This is a genomic window from Campylobacter sp. CN_NE2, assembly GCF_027797465.1.
GTDB lineage: Bacteria > Campylobacterota > Campylobacteria > Campylobacterales > Campylobacteraceae > Campylobacter_B.
In genome coordinates, this window is sequence record NZ_CP115608.1 from 150,557 (window position 1) to 167,663 (window position 17,107).

Sequence of the window (17,107 nt, forward strand, 5' to 3'; positions counted from 1 at the left end):
AATAAAATGCAAAGCTTAAAAATTGGCAAATACGAGATTAAATATCCGATATTTCAAGGTGGAATGGGTCTTGGTATTAGCTGGGATAAATTAGCAGGAAGCGTTAGCTTAAATGGTTGTCTTGGCATCGTAAGCTCCGTTGGAACGGGATATTATGAAAATAGGGCACATATCACAAAAGAGATAAATTCTAAACCTTTTGGAAGCGATAATTTCTACTCAAAAGCAGGTCTAACAGCAGTTATCGAAAATGCTAGAAAAATTTGTGGCGATTTGCCGCTTGGCGTAAATATTATGTATGCGGCGAGTGATTATGCAAGAGTTGTCAAAGATGCTTGTGAAGCAGGGATTAACATTATCGTAAGTGGTGCCGGGCTTCCTACAAATTTGCCCGAATTTACGGCAAATTTTAAAGATGTCGCACTTGTGCCGATAGTTTCATCGGCAAAAGCGTTAAAAATCATCTGCAAACGCTGGACGCAAAGATACGATCGTTTGCCTGATGCCGTTGTTTTAGAAGGACCACTAAGCGGCGGTCATCAAGGATTTACTTACGAGCAATGCACAGACCCAGAGTATCAACTAGAAAAACTAATTCCGCAAGTAAAAGAAGAAATCAAAGCGTGGGGCGATTTTCCGTTAATCGCAGCTGGCGGAATTTGGGATAAAGATGACATAGATAGAGCCATGAATTTGGGCGCTGACGGCGTTCAAATGGGAACCAGATTTATCGGCACTTTTGAGTGCGACGCAGCTGATGGTTTTAAAGAAGTTATTTTAAATTCGACAAAAGAGACAATTGAGCTTTTAAAATCGCCCGTTGGTTACCCAGCTCGTGGAATTAGAACAAATTTGATAAATTTGGTTGCTAAAAAAGAAGGACCAAAAATTCAGTGCGTTAGCAACTGTGTAAGTCCGTGCGAACGGGGCAAGGGCGCAAAAGAAGTAGGGTATTGTATTGCCGATCGCCTAGCCGATGCGTATCACGGTGTCAAAGAAACGGGGTTGTTTTTCACAGGCGCAAACGGCTACAAGCTAAAAGAGATAATTTCCGTTAAGGATTTGATTAAAAAATTGGTAAATGGCGAAAATAGTTAAATTTTTACTCATTTTTTTATGTGCGATTTGTTTGCACGCCGGTGAATATGATGAATTTTTTACCAAATTCGACAAAACATTTAAGAGTGCGAATTTACAAGAACAACAAAATTTGCACAATGAATTAAAAAATGTCTATCTTCGCACTTCGACAAGTTCTCAAAAAGAGTATCGCATAGATGCGCTAAAAAGGCTGATTTTTAGTTCAAAAGCGCTTGATTATAATGCAAATAGTTATGAAAGCGAGCTAAAAAGGCTCGGCGGGGAGTATGATTATCCTGCGAATTTAACCCTTACAAAAAAGGAAAATAGCACTAAAAATTCGCAAAATTCACAAAATGTTGCATCAAATCCACCAAAGAATTCTAGTAATGAGCTAGAAAAGTTAAAGCCACAAAATTCAAATTCGAATTCGCAAAATTCGCAACCAACGATAGTAAATTCGCAAAATCCAAAAGAGATAAAGACAGCCAAAAAACTAGATCCAAAAACAGCAAAACTATCGCTAAATTCGGCACAAGTATCTCAAAATGAGCTAATGCTTGAATTTAACAGAGAAATTTCGCCAAAAGAATTTAAAAATTTTGTTTTGCAAAACAGCGAACGCTATCGCTTTGTGATTGATTTTGACGGGGTGCAAAACTCCAAAAATAAGCTTTTTAATGGAATTTTGGTTGATGAAATTAGGATTGCGCAAAGAGATTTAAAAAGTGTTCGAATAGTTTTAAGCTCAATAGAAAAATTTAGTGCAAATTTAGGTTTTGATAAAAATATTTTAACCATTAAAGTCGTTCAAGACACTCAAAAAATCGCAAATTATGATAAAAAAACCGACAAAGCGAATTCGCAAAATGAGAGCAAAAAAACAGCTTCTACTCCTGCGCCGATTTCAAGGACTCCGAGTTCGGCAACCACGACAAGCACAAAGTATAACTCCACAAAAGGTAAAATTATCGTAATTGATCCCGGTCACGGCGGCAAAGATCCGGGCGCTCTTGGCAACGGATTAAAAGAAAAAACGATTGTTTTAAATACGGCAAAAAAGCTTGGCGAGTTGCTTAAAAAACGAGGATATAAGGTGCATTATACGAGATCAAACGACATATTTATAAATTTAAAATCTCGCACGGCATTTGCAAATAAGAAAAATGCCGATATGTTTATTTCTATTCATACAAACGCTGCTCCAAATAAAAAACAAGCACCGAATTTCAGCGGTGTAGAAACATTTTTTCTAAGTCCTGCTAGAAGCGAGCGTTCGAAAAATGCCGCCGCTCTTGAAAATAAGGGCGATTTAGAAGATATGAACGAATTTTCGCAAGAGACATTTTTAAATTTTTTAAATCGCGAAAAAATCATTGCCTCAAACAAACTTGCTATCGATATTCAAGGCTATATTCTTAACTCTGTGCAAAAATTCAAGTCCAAAGACGGTGGTGTTAGAGAAGCGCCGTTTTGGGTTTTAGTGGGTGCGACAATGCCTGCTGTTTTAATCGAGCTTGGATATATAAGTCACCCTGATGAAGGCAAACTGCTAGGCAAAAATGAGTATCAAAACGCACTTGCAAACGGCATCGCAAACGGCGTAGATGCGTATTTTTATAAAAATAAATAGATATGATTTACAAAAACAACACACTTTATAGCGAGAAATTTGACGATTTTTATTTCAACTCTGATAGCCCCGTTGGCGAGAGCGAGTTTGTTTTTGCTAGTGTTTTAAATGAAATTTGGGATAGCAAGAGCGAATTTATCGTAGCTGAAACAGGCTTTGGCATAGGACGAAATTTTTTAACGCTTTGCAAAAAATTTGCAAAAAGTGGTAAAAAACTGCACTTTGTCAGTATCGAAAAGTATCCTTTTTCAAAATCAGAACTCAAAGAAATTTATGCTAAATTTGGCGAATTTAACGGACTTTGGCAAAGGTTAGTTAAAAAATATCCAAAAAATTTAATCCACGGCATTAACCGAATAAATTTTAGCAAAAATATTATTTTGGATTTGTGTGTCGGCGATGTTAGCGAGATTTTGGGTGAGCTTGAATTTGACGCTGATGTGTGGTTCTTAGACGGCTTTTCGCCTAGTAAAAACCAAGAAATGTGGAGCGATGAGATTATCCTTAAAATCGCAAATTTAAGCAAAATAGGCACAAAAATCGCAACTTATACAAGTGCTAGAAATGTTGCAAATTCGCTTGAAAAAAATGGTTTTGAAGTAGAGAAGGTGCAGGGTTTTGGCAAAAAACGCGAAATGATACGAGCCAAAAAAATCAAAAATAATGAATTTATAAAAAATAGCCATTTTTCTCGCCCTAAAATTTCGATAAATTTGCCAAAAAAAACAAGCGTTTTGATTGTGGGAGCGGGGATTGCAGGGCTTGTGGTGGCAACAAAACTAAAAAAGCTTGGATTTCGCGTTAAAATCGCAGAAAAGCAGGGCGAAGTCGCCACAAACGGAAGTAGTAATTTTTGCGGTGTGGCTGAACCACTTATCACGCAAAACGGCGTGAAACTAGGTGAAATGCATATTTGTGCGTTTTTACAGGCTTATAAATTTTATAAAAAATTTGCCCCAAAAAAGCTAATAAAATTTAACGGCGTGAAAGAATTTGCTTATGATGGCGAGCTAAAAGAGCGTTACAAAAATGCCAAAAGCGAGATTTTTAAATTTTGCCAAAAAAGCGCCAAAAACGAGCCTTATGACTATATTTTTATCAAAAACGGAGCACTGGCAAGACCAAAGAAAATTTGCAAATTTTTATCAACAAAATTTGAGATTTTATTTTCGCACGAATTTATAAATTTTACAAGAAAAAACGAAAAATACGAAGTAAAATTTTCTACGCCAAAAGGCGAAAAAATCGACTTTTGCGACATTTTGATTTTTGCTTGTGGTAGCCATAGCGAAGAACTTTTTGGCAAAGGGCAAAATCCAAAAACAAATCTTAATAAATTCGTGCAAATTAGCTCTGTGCGTGGCCAGACCACGCTTTTAAAGCCGTGCGTGAAAACAAAAATTCCGCTTTCGGCGCGTGGCTATATATGCCCTGCGATTAAAAATCGCCAACTCATCGGTGCAACTTACGATAGGCTTTTATACCACGATGGTCCTCGCAAAGAAGATGATTTGCGAAATTTAGAAAGTGTTAGCGAATTTTTTGGCAAAAAACCAAAAATCATCGCTTCAAATGTCGGCTATCGCTCATATAGTGGCGATAGATTTCCGCTAGTCGGGGCTTTTGTAAGCGAAAATGAATTTATAAGGGATTTTAAAAGTTTGCCTTGGACGAAAAATAAGCCTTCAAATTTACGCCCAAAATATCTGCCAAATTTATATATCACAACGGCGCATGGTTCGCGTGGGCTAACGACGGCAATTTTAGGGGCTGAACTTTTGTGTGATTATATTTTAAATCGTCCGCTTTGCGTGGTAAAAAGCGTGGCAAATGAGCTAAATCCAAATAGATTTTTGATACGAAAACTCAAAAAAGGGCTAGTAAAATGAAAAAGATTATCCTTTGGCTGTTGGTGATTTTTGCCATTTTTGGTTTTGCTTTGTTGATTTTGGCAAATGTAAATCCAAATTTATTTCGCGAAATTAAGCTTTTAATCGGACTTATAACGACGGCGATTTTTGTTATTTTGATTGTGATTTTGGCGATTTTTGAGAAAAAAGTTGCCAGATTTCCGTTTTTAAGTGCCGTTTTTGTGGCTTTGATTGCAGGATTGATTGACGGAATTTTGCTTTTTAAAAATCGCTATTATATCGGGCTTAGCGCGATTTTGTTTGTTGCTTTTGTCATTTATTTGCAAATTAAACATAAAAAATTTACAAACGATAGCGATGACGATACTGTGCCGAATTTTAAAGATGAAAATTTAGAGCAAAAAGGCGAAGAAAATGGTTAAGGTTTTTAAATTTCGCCCCAAAAAAGAGCCAAAAAATTTACAAAACGAGCAAAATTTGCAAGATGAAAATTTTAACAATATCTCAAATTCGCAAAATTCGGGCGGAATTTTTAAATTTATTACCATTTTTTGGATTGTTTGTTTAGTTTTAAATTTGCTAAATTTGACAAACGAACTTAAATTTCAAAGCCAAATTTCTGCCGTTTTGTGGTTTTTATTTTCATTTATTTTAATAATTTTAATTTATAAATTTGCATTTTTTGGTGCAAATTTGGCAAGATTTCTTATGGTTTTCATCGCATTTTGTGGTGGATTTTTCGCAAGTGCATTGTATTTTGGCACTATCGCCGAAAACGCCTTTGAGTTTGGGGGAGTGTGTGCGTTGATGGCTCTATTTTTCTCATTTGGCTTTGCGGTTATAGTTTGATTTGTAATTGAACCCAGCCTAGCTTTTAATTCCCCATACCAAACGGATTAAAGTGCAAATTTAGGCAATTTCTGCACTCATTACCAAACACAGGTAACTTCGTTTGAAATCGCCTAAATTTGCACTTTACTACGCCCACTCTGTCTTGAATATTTTGTTGGTAAATTAAGGCAAATTGGCTCAATTTCTCGCAATCGCCAGTATTTAAATTTCTAAAATAATCAATCAAAACATTTACGAAGTAGATTTTTTTTAAAAATCTGTAAAATTTACCTAATTTTTTTGATTTTACTTTTTGAAATTTTTAAAATTTTTGACGGGGGGTTTTCGGTAAATTCACTATCGACGACAAAATCGGCGATTTTTTCAGCAGTTTTGAAATCAAATTTTTCCCCGTGCAGGTTTGCAGAAGTCGAATACATAAATCCAAATTCATCAAGGAATTTTGAGTGTTCGCAGTCTTTGACGACACGCACGGCAAGGGAATTTGGATACAAAATCGTAGTTTTTTTGGCTCTGCGGATTAAATTTTTATGCAAATTTGGCACTCGCACAAAATTTTTTAGCTTACTAAATTTACTTAGCGTTATTACGCACGGCGTATCTAGCGCTCTTCCTTTTGCCTTGTTAAGTTCGGTAAAATCTTTGCTTAAAAATCCCGCGGTAGTATCTGTTTGAGCTAAAAAAATCATCTTAAAAAGCCTGAATTTTGGCGTAAATTTATCAAAATTCACGCCAAATTTGCAAATTTATTTATAGTTTTTAATCGCTTTTTCTAGGATTTCTTCTGCTTTTTTCGCATCAGCATAATCCTTAACTTTCACCCATTTACCTGGCTCCAATGCTTTGTAAGTTTCAAAGAAATTTTTGATTCTATCAAGCGTGATTTTTGGCAAATCGCTTAGAGATTTGATATTTTCATATCGTGGGTCGATTTTGCTAACCGGCACGGCTAGAAGTTTTTCATCCATTCCGCTTTCATCTTCCATAACCAAAACGCCGATTAAGCGACATGGGATAACTGAGCCTGCTTGAAGCGGATATTCATTTAGTACCAAAATGTCGGCAGGATCGCCGTCATCTGCTAGTGTATTTGGCACGAAGCCGTAGTTTGCAGGGTAAAACATCGCCGAATACATAACGCGATCGACGCACACTGCACCGCTTTCTTTGTCGATTTCATATTTTATGTTTGAGCCGTAAGGAATTTCGATTACAGCGTTGATTTTATCAGGGTTTGAACCTGCTTTGATTTTAGAAATATCCATTTTTTGTCCTTTTTATTAAATTTGTAAATTTACCACGCATTTATAGAAAATCCCGTGAAAACTCCGCCGCCGTCGTTACTAGCACCGGCATTAACTGATTTTTTTTGCTTCGCAACCGCTGAAAAAAATCAAAACGGCAAAAACGGCGAGAAATTTAAAAATAGTTTTCACAGGAATTTCCTAAATTCTACTCTTCGTTTGCGATTTTTTTCGCAATTATTTCGTTCATATCGGCAACAATTTCTTCGATTGTGCGTTCGCCATCGACTGAGTAAAAAATGCCCTTGTTGCCGTAAAATTCGCGGATTGCGCCGATTGGTTCGTTAAAAACTTTCATACGATTGTAAAAAACTTCTTCGTTATCATCAGCGCCCCTTGCACGACCCAAAACTCGTTCTTTTGCAGTATTTTCGCTAACGGCGACTTCGATGACTGCTGAAAGCTCGATTTCATCTTCGTCCTTTAAAACTTCATCAAATTTACTCATTTGCTCTACGCTTCTTGGGTAGCCATCAATTATAACAAAATCTTTTGGCGAATTTTTTATCGCAGAAGTTATAGCTCCCACTACGATTTCAAGTGGAACGAGATTTCCTTTTGAGATAAAGCTATCGATTTTAGCACCTAGTTCGCTTCCGCTTGCGACTTCTGCACGAAGCAAATCGCCTGTTGAATAGTGGGCGATACTTTCGTTATTTTGCGCGATTATGTTTGCGTCGGTGGTTTTACCGCTGCCCGGCGCTCCGATGATTAAAAATAGATTTTTCATTTTTTATCCTTTAAATTTATTCTTAGACCTAATTCTTGTAGCTGATCAAGGCTTACTTCGCTAGGAGCCTTTGTCATAGGGCATTGCGCTCGTTGCGTTTTAGGGAAAGCGATGACATCTCTAATGCTACTTGATTTGGTTACTAGCATCATAAGTCTATCAAAGCCGATGGCGATACCACCGTGTGGTGGCGCACCAAAGCTAAGCGCATCAAGCAAGAAGCCAAATTTCTCTCTTTGCTCGTCTGGTTCGATTTTAAGCAGTTTGAAAACTTTTTCTTGAATATCTGCTTTGTGAATTCTAATACTTCCGCCGCCCAGCTCAACGCCGTTTAGCACGACATCATAAGCGATAGAAGTTATATCTTCGATGTCTGCTTCGTCAGGGTTATTTGGCATAGTAAATGGGTGGTGCATCGCTGAATAGCTTCCGTCGTCATTTTGCTCGAACATTGGGAAATTTACAACCCATAAAAACTCAAATTTGTTCTCATCTATCAAATTTAGCTCGTTTGCAAGGAAAATTCTAAATCGTCCCATATAATCAAGCACGATTTTTTTCTTTCCTGCGCCGAAAAACACGACATCTCCGACAGCTAAATCACAACGGCTTACAAGTTCGTTGATTTCATTTTCGGCAAAGAATTTAACCAAAGGTCCTTTTAGTCCTTCTTCTTTGACTTGGATAAATGCTAGTCCCTGAGCGCCAAATTTGCGAACAAATTCTTCAAAGCCTTGCATTTGTCGTTTGCTAAAAATTTTATCTCCGCCTTTGACGACAAGTGCTTTTACGCGATTTTTCTTTTTATCACTACCCAAATTTGCAAACATTTCGTTGTTTGATTTTTCAAAAATATCGGCAACATCGATTAACGGCATTTCAAAACGCAAATCAGGCTTGTCGCTGCCGTAAAGCTCCATAGCTTCTTTGTATTCCATACGGCGAAACGGCGTTTTGATCTCATGACCACATGCGCTAAAAATGTCTTTAAGCACTTTTTCGCCGACATTTATAACATCTTCTTGTTCGCAAAAGCTCATCTCAACATCGATTTGAGTAAATTCAGGTTGGCGATCTGCTCGCAAATCTTCATCTCTAAAACATTTTGCGATTTGAAAATATCTATCAAATCCTGAACACATTAAAAGCTGTTTGAAAAGCTGTGGGCTTTGCGGAAGCGCGTAAAAACTTCCCGGATAAACCCTGCTAGGAACCAAATAATCCCTTGCGCCTTCCGGTGTAGCGCGTGTTAAAATCGGAGTTTCAACTTCGATAAAACCAAGCTCATCGAGTGCATTTCGTGCCGCAATAGCTGCTTTTGAGCGAAGTTTAAATCGCTCGTAGTTTTCGTTTGTGCGTAAATCCAAAAAGCGATATTTTAGTTTGATTTCTTCATTTACGCTTTTATCGCCGATGACAAACGGCAACGGCTCGCTTGGATTTTCGATTGTCAAATTTTCCACGACGATTTCGATTTCGCCTGTTTTAAGCTTTGGATTTACCAAACCTTCGCCTCTGGCTCTAACTTTACCTTTTGCTCTTAGAACAAATTCGTTTCTAGCTTCGTTTGCAACTTCGTAAGCATTTTTGCTATCTTTTGGGTCGCAAACAAGCTGAATTAGACCTGTTTTATCTCTTAAATCTATAAAAACAACACCGCCGTGATCGCGATAAGAATTTACCCAACCACAAACGCTAACTTCCTTTCCGATGTCGTTTTTACCTAAATCAGTGCAATAATGACTTCGCAAATTTTCTCCTTAAAAAATATAAAACTTGATATTATATTTAAATTTTGCTTTTACAAAGCTAATTTTTTATAAAATACCAAAATGGAAAATCAAAATAACAAAATTCATCTAAATTTAAACACTATCGGATTAGTTGCTAAAAAAAGCGAAGAAATCGCACCGCAAATCGAAAAAATCGTTAAAATTTTAAAGAAAAAAAATATAAATTTGCTGGTTGAAAAAAGCAGTGCCGAATTTTTTGGCTTAAAAGGTGTCGAATTTAAAGAAATATTAGAAAACACAAATGTTTTTATCAGCCTTGGCGGGGACGGCACGCTAATTAGCACAGCAAGAACACTAGCACTTAAAAATGCTTTTATTTTGGGCGTTCATGCAGGGACTTTGGGTTTTTTAACCGATACAAAGTTAGATGAATTTGCTAAATTTATGGACGATTTTTTGGGCGGAAATTATGAAATTCAAAAACCGATAATTTTAGATGTCGTGCTTGAAAATAAAAACGGAAAAGTTATTAAAAAAGTAGCATTTAATGATGTTGTTATCACTAGAAGCCTAACTTCTTCAATGGCAAAAATCGACGCGTTTTTAAATAGAAAATATTTTAACACATACTTTGGCGACGGTGTTTTGGTAAGTTCGCCGATTGGTTCAACTGCGTATAATATGAGCTCGGGCGGTTCTATCGTTTATCCGCTTTGTGATGTTTTTTGTTTAACGCCGATTTGTTCGCATAGTCTTTCGCAACGACCTTTGATTTTGCCAAAAGATTGTATGGTAAGCTTTAAAAATAGCGGTGGTTCGGAAGTTAGCATAGTTATCGACGGACAAGACGCTTTTGATATGAGCGAATTTAAAAGCGTAAGTGTGGGTATAAATAAAACTAGAATTTCGTTAATTCGCAATGCAAAGGCTGATTATTTCGATATTTTAAAAGAAAAGCTTGGCTGGGGGCAAAACGCCTAATGATAGAGCGAATTTACATTAAAAATTTAATCGGCTTTAAAGAGAGTGAGCTGGTTTTTTCAGGCGGTTTAAATGTTTTTACGGGCATTAGCGGGGCTGGAAAATCAGTGCTAATGAGTGCGATTTTAGCGGTGTTTGGGCTGTGCGAAAGCGAAGCAAATGTCGTTGAAGCCGATGTCGGGCATAAATTTGATCTTGATGAATTTGGCATAGAAAATGAAGAGCCAAACAATTTTCGAGTTTTGAAGGAAAAATCTGCAAGGTATTTTGTAAATTCGCAGATGATTTCAAAGAAAAATCTAAATTTGGCAGTTGGTTCATACATAAAATTTTTAGGCGCTAAAAATGCAGATGAGCTTGGTAGCGAGAATTTATTAAATTTGTTAGATATTTTAGTTTGCAAAAACGAGCCTGAATTTAGAGAATTTTTATCAAATTTTAGGGCAAAATTTGCCGAATTTTCAAGAGTTTTAAAAGAACTTAAAAAAATCGAAGAAGAAGAAAATAAAATCGAAGAGCTTAAAGAATTTGCTAAATTTGAAATCGATAAAATTTCATCTATTTCGCCTAAATTTGGCGAATACGACGAGCTTATAGAAATCAAAAAAAAGCTTAGCAAAAAAGATAAGATTATCGAGCTTTGGGACAAGGCAGAGCGAATTTTTGAGTTGGAAAAAAGCGTAAGTGAGGCTTTGAATTTAAGCGGATTTGATAGCGGTTTTTTTGAAGATTGTATGAACGAATTAAGAGTAAAAAAAGAAAGCTTAAATTTGGACGAACTTGACGAGATCGACATAGAGCAAATTTTAGATAGAATAGAAGCGTTAAGTGGCTTAAATAGGCGATACGGAAGCATTGAAGAGACTCTTAAAATTTTGCAAATTCGAAAAAATGAGCTAGAACATTATGAAAAAATTAGCTTTGAAAAGCGGGATTTACAAAGCAAATTTGCAAATTTGCAAGATGAAATCTTAAAAAGTTCAAATTTTATTTCAAAGAAACGAAAAAGCGTGGCAAATTTGCTTGAAAATTCGATAAATTCGTATTTGTCGCAACTTTATATGAATAATGTAATTTTAAATTTCAAAGAAAAAAATATTGATGAAAACGGAAGCGATGAAGTTTTTGTAAGTATCAATGAAACCGAGTTTAAAAATTTAAGCTCCGGCGAGATAAATCGCCTCCGCCTTGCCTTTATAGCGGCGAATTTAGATATTTCAGGTTGCGGAAGCGGTGTTTTGATATTAGATGAAATTGATTCAAATTTAAGCGGAAAAGAGGCGATGAGTATCGCCGTTGTTTTGCAAAAAATTTCAAAATTTTATCAAATTTTTGCTATCTCTCATCAGCCGCAGCTTAGCTCCAAAGCCCATACTCACTTTTTAGTCAGCAAAAGCGAAGGTGTTTCGTCTGTTACAAATTTAAGAAAAGATGAGAAAATCAATGAATTAGCCCGTATGATAAGCGGCGAAGTTATAACCAAAGAAGCCCTAGAATTCGCTAAAAAATTAGTCTGCTAGTATATAATTTTTTCATTTAAGCTTGTAAAGAAATTTTTTTGATAAAATAATATGTTTTGGAAAAAGGAAATTTTTGTCTTGTCGGATTTAAATTTTTTTTGGAAAGAGTCTGATGATTATAGATACGCACTGTCATCTTGACGATGATAGTTACGATGGCGATTTTAGCGAAGTTTTAGATAGAGCTAAGGCAAACGGAGTTAGCAAAATCATAATTCCGGGTGCGGATATAAATGATTTGCAAAAAGCTAGAAATTTAGCTCATGCAAACGAAAATATCTACTTTGCCGTCGGCGTTCATCCGTATCATTGTAACGATTTTGATTTAAGCATTTTGCAGACTTTTGCAAACGACGAAAAGTGCGTTGCGGTAGGCGAATGTGGATTAGATTATTATAGACTTAAAAGTGATTTTGAAAGCGACGATGAAAGAGAGCAAAACAAAAGGCTTCAAAAGGAAGTTTTTTTAGCTCAGATAAATTTAGCGGCAAAACTGCAAAAACCGCTAATCGTCCATATTAGAGATGCAAACGAAGATAGCTTTGAAATTTTAAAAGCTAATAGTGATAAGTTGGTGGGCGGGGTGCTTCATTGTTACAATGCAAGCAGGTTGCTTCTTAGTTTAAAAGATTATGGTTTTTATTTCGGAATCGGTGGCGTTTTAACATTTAAAAATGCTAAAAATTTGGTTGAAATTTTGCCTGAGATTCCGCTTGAAAAACTCTTAATCGAAACCGATGCGCCGTATCTTACGCCTGAGCCTTTTAGGGGGAAAAGGAATGAGCCAAGTTATACTAAATTCGTTGCAGAGAAAATAGCAAATCTTTTGAATTTAGAAATTTCAAAAGTAGAAGAAATCACAACCGAAAATGCTCTTAGGCTGTTTTCGATTTAAATTTATAAGGAGAAAAATGCGAAGTTTTAGGTGTCTGCTTTTAGTGATTTTATGCACCTGTTTTGCTGTTGCAAAACCGACAATTTCGACCATAAATCACGATAAAGTTTTAAAAGATTTCGACATAGAAAATAATACGACAAATAAATTGCTTGTTTATTCTATTTACAAAGATATACCAAAATCCGATAGAGATTTGTTTCGTAAAATTCTAAAAACAAAATCTCACAATGCTTATCTTATAAAAAAAGAGCTTGATGAGCTTGAAGCGCCTGAATTTTTGCTTTATCTTGCAATGGTTGAATCGCAACTATCAAACAAAGCAACTTCTGGTGTTAAGGCTGCCGGAATTTGGCAATTTATGCCTGTTACGGCTAAAAATTTTGGACTTAGGATTGATAAATTTGTAGATGAACGAAGAGATCCGCGAGCTTCAACTGAGGCTGCATTTTCGTATTTCTCACATCTAAAAAAGAATTTTGGAAAATGGTATTTGGCACTTATGGCGTATAATTGTGGCGAAGGAAGGCTAAAAAAGGCTATCGCAAAAACAGGGAGCGATGATTTGGAAGCTTTGATGAGTAGTGGAAATTTACCAAAAGAAACAAGCGGTTTTATTAAAAAAATCATAAGATACTCTTATATTGCTACAAGTAGCGATATTAGAGCTACACTAGATTTTAAAAACAAGCCATTGGGTTTTAAGCAAATTTTTGTAGCGCCCGGTACAAAACTATCAAGCGTGGCTAAATCAATCGGTATTTCTGCCAATGAAATGTCAAACTATAACGCTCATATCAAAAATGGCTCAGCCCCGTCAAATGGGAAATATCATTTTTATATCCCTGAAAACAAGCTAAATCTTTTTGTTGCAAACTATAAAAATAAAAAAGATGATAAATTTGGCGTTAGCGGAGAAAATTATCAAACACACTTGGTTGCGGCTAATGAAAATTTAAAAGTCATAGCTCAAAAATGGGGAGTTAGCGTAAAAGATTTAAAGGTAGCAAATAAATTAAAAAGCGATAAAATTTTAGTAAATCAAAAAATCAAAATTCCGCAAGGAGCCGACAGACTTTTAAGCACAAAAAAATATATCGTCCAAAACGGCGACACGCTTGCAGGAATTTCAAAAATGTTTTCTGTAAATATAAATGATTTGGTTGCTATAAACGATATAAAAGACGGTAAGATTGTAGTCGGAGATAACATTGACATACCGTAAATTTAGCATTTTTTTGGCACTTTTTTTGATTTTTGGCATTAGTGGCTGTTCGCATAAAAGCACTTCGCATAAAACGCCGACTACAAAGCCAAGTGGTTCAAAAACTCCCGCTACCATGCGACCTTATACCATAAACGGCAAGACATATTATCCTGAGCATGTCAGCGTAGGAGATACACAAAAGGGCATTGCAAGTTGGTATGGTCCGAATTTTCACGGCAAAAAAACTAGCAACGGCGAAAGATATGACATGCATGCTATGACTGCTGCTCACAAGACCTTTCCTATGAATACTATGGTAAAAGTAACAAACACAAACACAGGCGAAAATGCCGTAGTTCGCATAAATGATCGTGGTCCGTTTGTAAGTGGCAGGATTATTGATTTAAGCAAAACAGCAGCACAAAAACTTAGCGTTTATGCTAACGGAACAGCTCCTGTTAAGCTCGAAGTTGTCGGATTTAGCGGAGAGATGATAGCAAAAAATTCGCCAAAGGCGACAGTGATCGGCGGAAATTTTATGGTGCAAATCGGAGCGTTTAGAAACGCAAATGGTGCAAATTCGTATAAGAGCGAATTTGATAATACTTCCGGTTACCGAACTATCGTAAAAGAGTTTGAGCTTGACGGAGAACCGATTTATAGGGTATTTTTAAGTGGATTTAAAAGCGAAGATGAAGCAAGAGATTTCGCTCATGGCGGTCCGTTTAGCGGCGCATTTATCGTAAGGGAATAAAAATGATAAGCAAAAAAAGAACTACAAAAGAAACTGATATTAGCTTAGAGCTTGAAATTTATGGCTCAGGCAAGGCTGAGATTAACACAGGCATTGGCTTTTTTGACCACATGCTAACGGCTTTGTGTAAGCACTCGCTAATGGATATGAAGCTTGTTTGCAAGGGCGATTTGGAAGTGGATTTTCACCACAGCGTCGAAGATTGCGGGATTGTGCTAGGTGAAGCGATAAAAGAAGCGATTTATCCGATTCAAAATGTCGAGAGATACGGCGATAGCGTGGTTGTTATGGACGAAGCGGCAACTAGCTGTGCAATCGATCTTTCAAATAGAGCATTTTTGGTTTATGAAGGTCTAAAAACCGGCAAAATCGGCGAATTTGACGCCGAGTTGATAGCTGAGTTTTTTAGAGCCCTTGCGTTTAACGCTGGTATCACGCTACATCTCATAAATTTGCGTGGCGAAAACGCTCATCACATAGCAGAAGCCACATTTAAGGCATTTGCAGTGGCATTTAGAAGAGCAGTGGCTAAAAACCCACGCACAGGAACTCCAAGCACAAAAGGCGTATTGTAGCGTATGGATATATTATTTGGGATTTTTGGATTTTTTTGGATACTTTCGTATTTTTTATTTATCCCAATTAGTATAACAATAGTTTTGTTAATCATTTCATTATATGGTTTTATTGAGCTAAAAAAAAGCGATAAAGAGAATTCGGATTATCAAAATTTAAAAAAAGTAGTCTTAAAATTTACCATTATAACCTGCATTTGTGCAGTTATTACAATTGATTTATATATTACAAATTTAATATTCCAAAAGCCAATTTTTCATATGTAAATTTAGGAAAATTTTAAAATGAGCGATTTGTTTTTTGCCGAACTTTTGTGGGGAATTCCGATTTTATTGCTTGTCGGAGTTGGAATTGTCGATAAAAAAATTAGAGCTTATCTTAAAGCAAGGGACGGCTCAAAACTTACCAACACATTGATTTATATAATTTTATCTCTTGTAATTGTAGCGATTGTCCTTATTTCTTCTTTTGTGGTGCTTATGATTTTAATGTCATTGCCCGGTGCTACAATGTAAGGAAAATTTATGAGTGATGAAAAATTTTATAAAATAATCCTTGCGATTTGCGTTATTTGGGCATTTAGCGTGGCTGGACTGATTTCTTATACTTTTGATTTGCAAAGCAAATGTTCGATTATTTCGTATATCGCAAACGGAAAATAAGCCGTGAAAAAATCTCAAATTTTAATAATCATTTCGCTTATTTTAGCGTTTTTGGCGTTTGATTTGGCATTTTATCATGGCATTACCAAACGCTACAAAAACTCCACAAACCCCGAAATGCAGGCAAAATCAATCGAAATTAGCAAATTTTTGCCATTTGATGAAAATTCACACATTTACAAAACAAAAGCAGACTTAAATTTACAAGGCGACTTGCCCGTCATCGACGGAGCAGCGGCACTTTTCCCTGTGTTTTCAGCTTTTGTGGGTGCGATTTATCCAAAAGATAGAGTAGAATTTGACGGCGAAAATTTCAGCGAAAAAAGCAGACTAAAATACACAAACACTCGTGGTGCTTACAAGGCAGTGGCTGACGGCACGGCTGATATTATCTTTGTCGCAAAGCCCTCAAAATCGCAACTAGAATACGCCAAAAGCAAAGGAGCAAATTTAGAATTTGTCCCAATTGGGCTTGAAGCCTTTGTTTTTATCGTCCATAAAGATAATCCCGTATCAAATTTAAGCACCGCTCAAATCAAGGAAATTTATAGCGGAAAAATCACAAAATGGTCGCAGGTGGGTGGGGCAAATTTATATATCGATGCTGTGCAACGAAACGAAGGTAGCGGTTCGCAAAGTGCGATGAGTGCATTTATGAAAGATGAAAAAATGAAGCGAAACAGGCTTGGATTTTTTGGCTCAGCCATTGGCTTTTCGTTTCGCTACTATGTGGAGAGTTTGGTTGCAAACGGTAAGGTTAAAATGCTAAGCTTAAACGGAATTTACCCAAATAAAGAAAATGTAAAAAATCGCTCATATCCGATAACGGCTGAGATTTACGCAGTTTATGATAAAAACAATAAAAATGAAAATATCGCTAAAATTTTAGAGTGGATTTTGAGCCCACAAGGTCAAGAAATCATCGAGCAAAGCGGATATGTTGGGATAAAATAATAAATTCTAAAATTTTTAGCTAAATTTAGCTAAAATTGCGGGATTTTAATAATAAGGTTTTTAAAATGGGAGGCTCTTTTTTTTCTTTTTTTTCGGTTTTAGTTTGCCCAATTATCGCTATTTATTTTATAATTATGACATTTCATGGCACTTCTGATTTGATTCGTCTTGGCAAACGAGATGATGATGAAGCGAAATTTTTAATCACAGCAACAAAAAAACAGACAAGAAAATATATCATCGGAGCTGTTATTTTTAGCGTTTTATCGTTAATTCCATATATCGCAAAAAATTTATAAAAATTATGTAAATTTGCTTTAAATTTATAAAATTCGTTAAATTCAGCCAAAATTCG

General features: G+C 36.1%; 19 protein-coding genes. 15 read left to right on the forward strand and 4 right to left on the reverse strand.

Annotated features, from left to right (window positions below):
• The first annotated feature begins 6 nt into the window (after positions 1-6).
• The 5 genes from PF028_RS00760 to PF028_RS00780 are packed head-to-tail and all read left to right on the forward strand — an operon-like array spanning position 7 to position 5,433.
• Complete coding sequence (locus tag PF028_RS00760) at positions 7-1,098, forward strand: nitronate monooxygenase (protein ID WP_270860762.1); 1,092 nt, start codon at positions 7-9, stop codon at positions 1,096-1,098.
• Positions 1,082-2,713: an N-acetylmuramoyl-L-alanine amidase gene (locus PF028_RS00765; protein ID WP_270860763.1), complete on the forward strand. Its 1,632-nt coding sequence runs from the start codon at positions 1,082-1,084 to the stop codon at positions 2,711-2,713. Before PF028_RS00760 ends, PF028_RS00765 begins: the two co-directional genes overlap by 17 nt.
• A 2-nt stretch (positions 2,714-2,715) precedes the next feature.
• Entirely contained in the window at positions 2,716-4,602 is a 1,887-nt protein-coding gene (gene mnmC, locus PF028_RS00770; protein ID WP_270860764.1) for a bifunctional tRNA (5-methylaminomethyl-2-thiouridine)(34)-methyltransferase MnmD/FAD-dependent 5-carboxymethylaminomethyl-2-thiouridine(34) oxidoreductase MnmC, read from the forward strand.
• On the forward strand, positions 4,599-5,006 hold the full coding sequence (locus PF028_RS00775) for a hypothetical protein (RefSeq protein WP_270860765.1): 408 nt from the start codon (positions 4,599-4,601) through the stop codon (positions 5,004-5,006). The genes mnmC and PF028_RS00775 overlap by 4 nt, the downstream gene beginning before the upstream one ends.
• The gene (locus tag PF028_RS00780) at positions 4,999-5,433 is read left to right on the forward strand and encodes a hypothetical protein (protein ID WP_270860766.1); all 435 of its coding nucleotides are present in this window, start codon (positions 4,999-5,001) and stop codon (positions 5,431-5,433) included. The genes PF028_RS00775 and PF028_RS00780 overlap by 8 nt, the downstream gene beginning before the upstream one ends.
• Positions 5,434-5,702: 269 nt before the next feature.
• Here the strand turns inward: PF028_RS00780 and PF028_RS00785 are convergent, their stop codons facing one another.
• From PF028_RS00785 to aspS, 4 genes are all read right to left on the reverse strand, one after another.
• Entirely contained in the window at positions 5,703-6,125 is a 423-nt protein-coding gene (locus PF028_RS00785; RefSeq protein WP_270860767.1) for a Sua5/YciO/YrdC/YwlC family protein, read from the reverse strand.
• A 57-nt stretch (positions 6,126-6,182) separates the two neighbouring features.
• Positions 6,183-6,701 (reverse strand): inorganic diphosphatase, encoded by a 519-nt coding sequence (gene ppa / locus PF028_RS00790; protein WP_270860768.1) that lies wholly within the window; start codon positions 6,699-6,701, stop codon positions 6,183-6,185.
• A 187-nt stretch (positions 6,702-6,888) separates the two neighbouring features.
• Positions 6,889-7,470 (reverse strand): adenylate kinase, encoded by a 582-nt coding sequence (locus PF028_RS00795; protein ID WP_270860769.1) that lies wholly within the window; start codon positions 7,468-7,470, stop codon positions 6,889-6,891.
• Complete coding sequence (aspS, locus tag PF028_RS00800; protein WP_270860770.1) at positions 7,467-9,221, reverse strand: aspartate--tRNA ligase; 1,755 nt, start codon at positions 9,219-9,221, stop codon at positions 7,467-7,469. Before aspS ends, PF028_RS00795 begins: the two co-directional genes overlap by 4 nt.
• 81 nt (positions 9,222-9,302) lie before the next feature.
• On the opposite strand from aspS, the gene PF028_RS00805 reads away from it, so the two are divergent.
• From PF028_RS00805 to PF028_RS00850, 10 genes are all read left to right on the forward strand, one after another.
• On the forward strand, positions 9,303-10,184 hold the full coding sequence (locus tag PF028_RS00805; protein ID WP_270860771.1) for an NAD(+) kinase: 882 nt from the start codon (positions 9,303-9,305) through the stop codon (positions 10,182-10,184).
• On the forward strand, positions 10,184-11,704 hold the full coding sequence (locus PF028_RS00810) for an AAA family ATPase (protein ID WP_270860772.1): 1,521 nt from the start codon (positions 10,184-10,186) through the stop codon (positions 11,702-11,704). Before PF028_RS00805 ends, PF028_RS00810 begins: the two co-directional genes overlap by 1 nt.
• A 112-nt stretch (positions 11,705-11,816) precedes the next feature.
• The gene (locus tag PF028_RS00815) at positions 11,817-12,599 is read left to right on the forward strand and encodes a TatD family hydrolase (protein WP_270860773.1); all 783 of its coding nucleotides are present in this window, start codon (positions 11,817-11,819) and stop codon (positions 12,597-12,599) included.
• Between the two features lie 16 nt (positions 12,600-12,615).
• A complete protein-coding gene (locus tag PF028_RS00820; RefSeq protein WP_270860774.1) occupies positions 12,616-13,824 on the forward strand; it encodes a lytic transglycosylase domain-containing protein in 1,209 nt (402 codons plus the stop codon).
• A complete protein-coding gene (locus tag PF028_RS00825) occupies positions 13,811-14,560 on the forward strand; it encodes a septal ring lytic transglycosylase RlpA family protein (protein ID WP_270860775.1) in 750 nt (249 codons plus the stop codon). Before PF028_RS00820 ends, PF028_RS00825 begins: the two co-directional genes overlap by 14 nt.
• A gap of 2 nt (positions 14,561-14,562) precedes the next feature.
• The gene (gene hisB, locus PF028_RS00830) at positions 14,563-15,135 is read left to right on the forward strand and encodes an imidazoleglycerol-phosphate dehydratase HisB (RefSeq protein WP_270860776.1); all 573 of its coding nucleotides are present in this window, start codon (positions 14,563-14,565) and stop codon (positions 15,133-15,135) included.
• Positions 15,136-15,420: 285 nt separating this feature from the next.
• Positions 15,421-15,651, forward strand: a complete 231-nt coding sequence (locus PF028_RS00835; RefSeq protein ID WP_270860777.1) for a hypothetical protein — start codon at positions 15,421-15,423, stop codon at positions 15,649-15,651.
• A 9-nt stretch (positions 15,652-15,660) separates the two neighbouring features.
• The gene (locus tag PF028_RS00840) at positions 15,661-15,798 is read left to right on the forward strand and encodes a hypothetical protein (RefSeq protein WP_270860778.1); all 138 of its coding nucleotides are present in this window, start codon (positions 15,661-15,663) and stop codon (positions 15,796-15,798) included.
• A gap of 3 nt (positions 15,799-15,801) precedes the next feature.
• Positions 15,802-16,752, forward strand: a complete 951-nt coding sequence (locus tag PF028_RS00845) for a PstS family phosphate ABC transporter substrate-binding protein (protein WP_270860779.1) — start codon at positions 15,802-15,804, stop codon at positions 16,750-16,752.
• Between the two features lie 65 nt (positions 16,753-16,817).
• Positions 16,818-17,051: a hypothetical protein gene (locus tag PF028_RS00850; RefSeq protein ID WP_270860780.1), complete on the forward strand. Its 234-nt coding sequence runs from the start codon at positions 16,818-16,820 to the stop codon at positions 17,049-17,051.
• Positions 17,052-17,107: the final 56 nt, after the last annotated feature.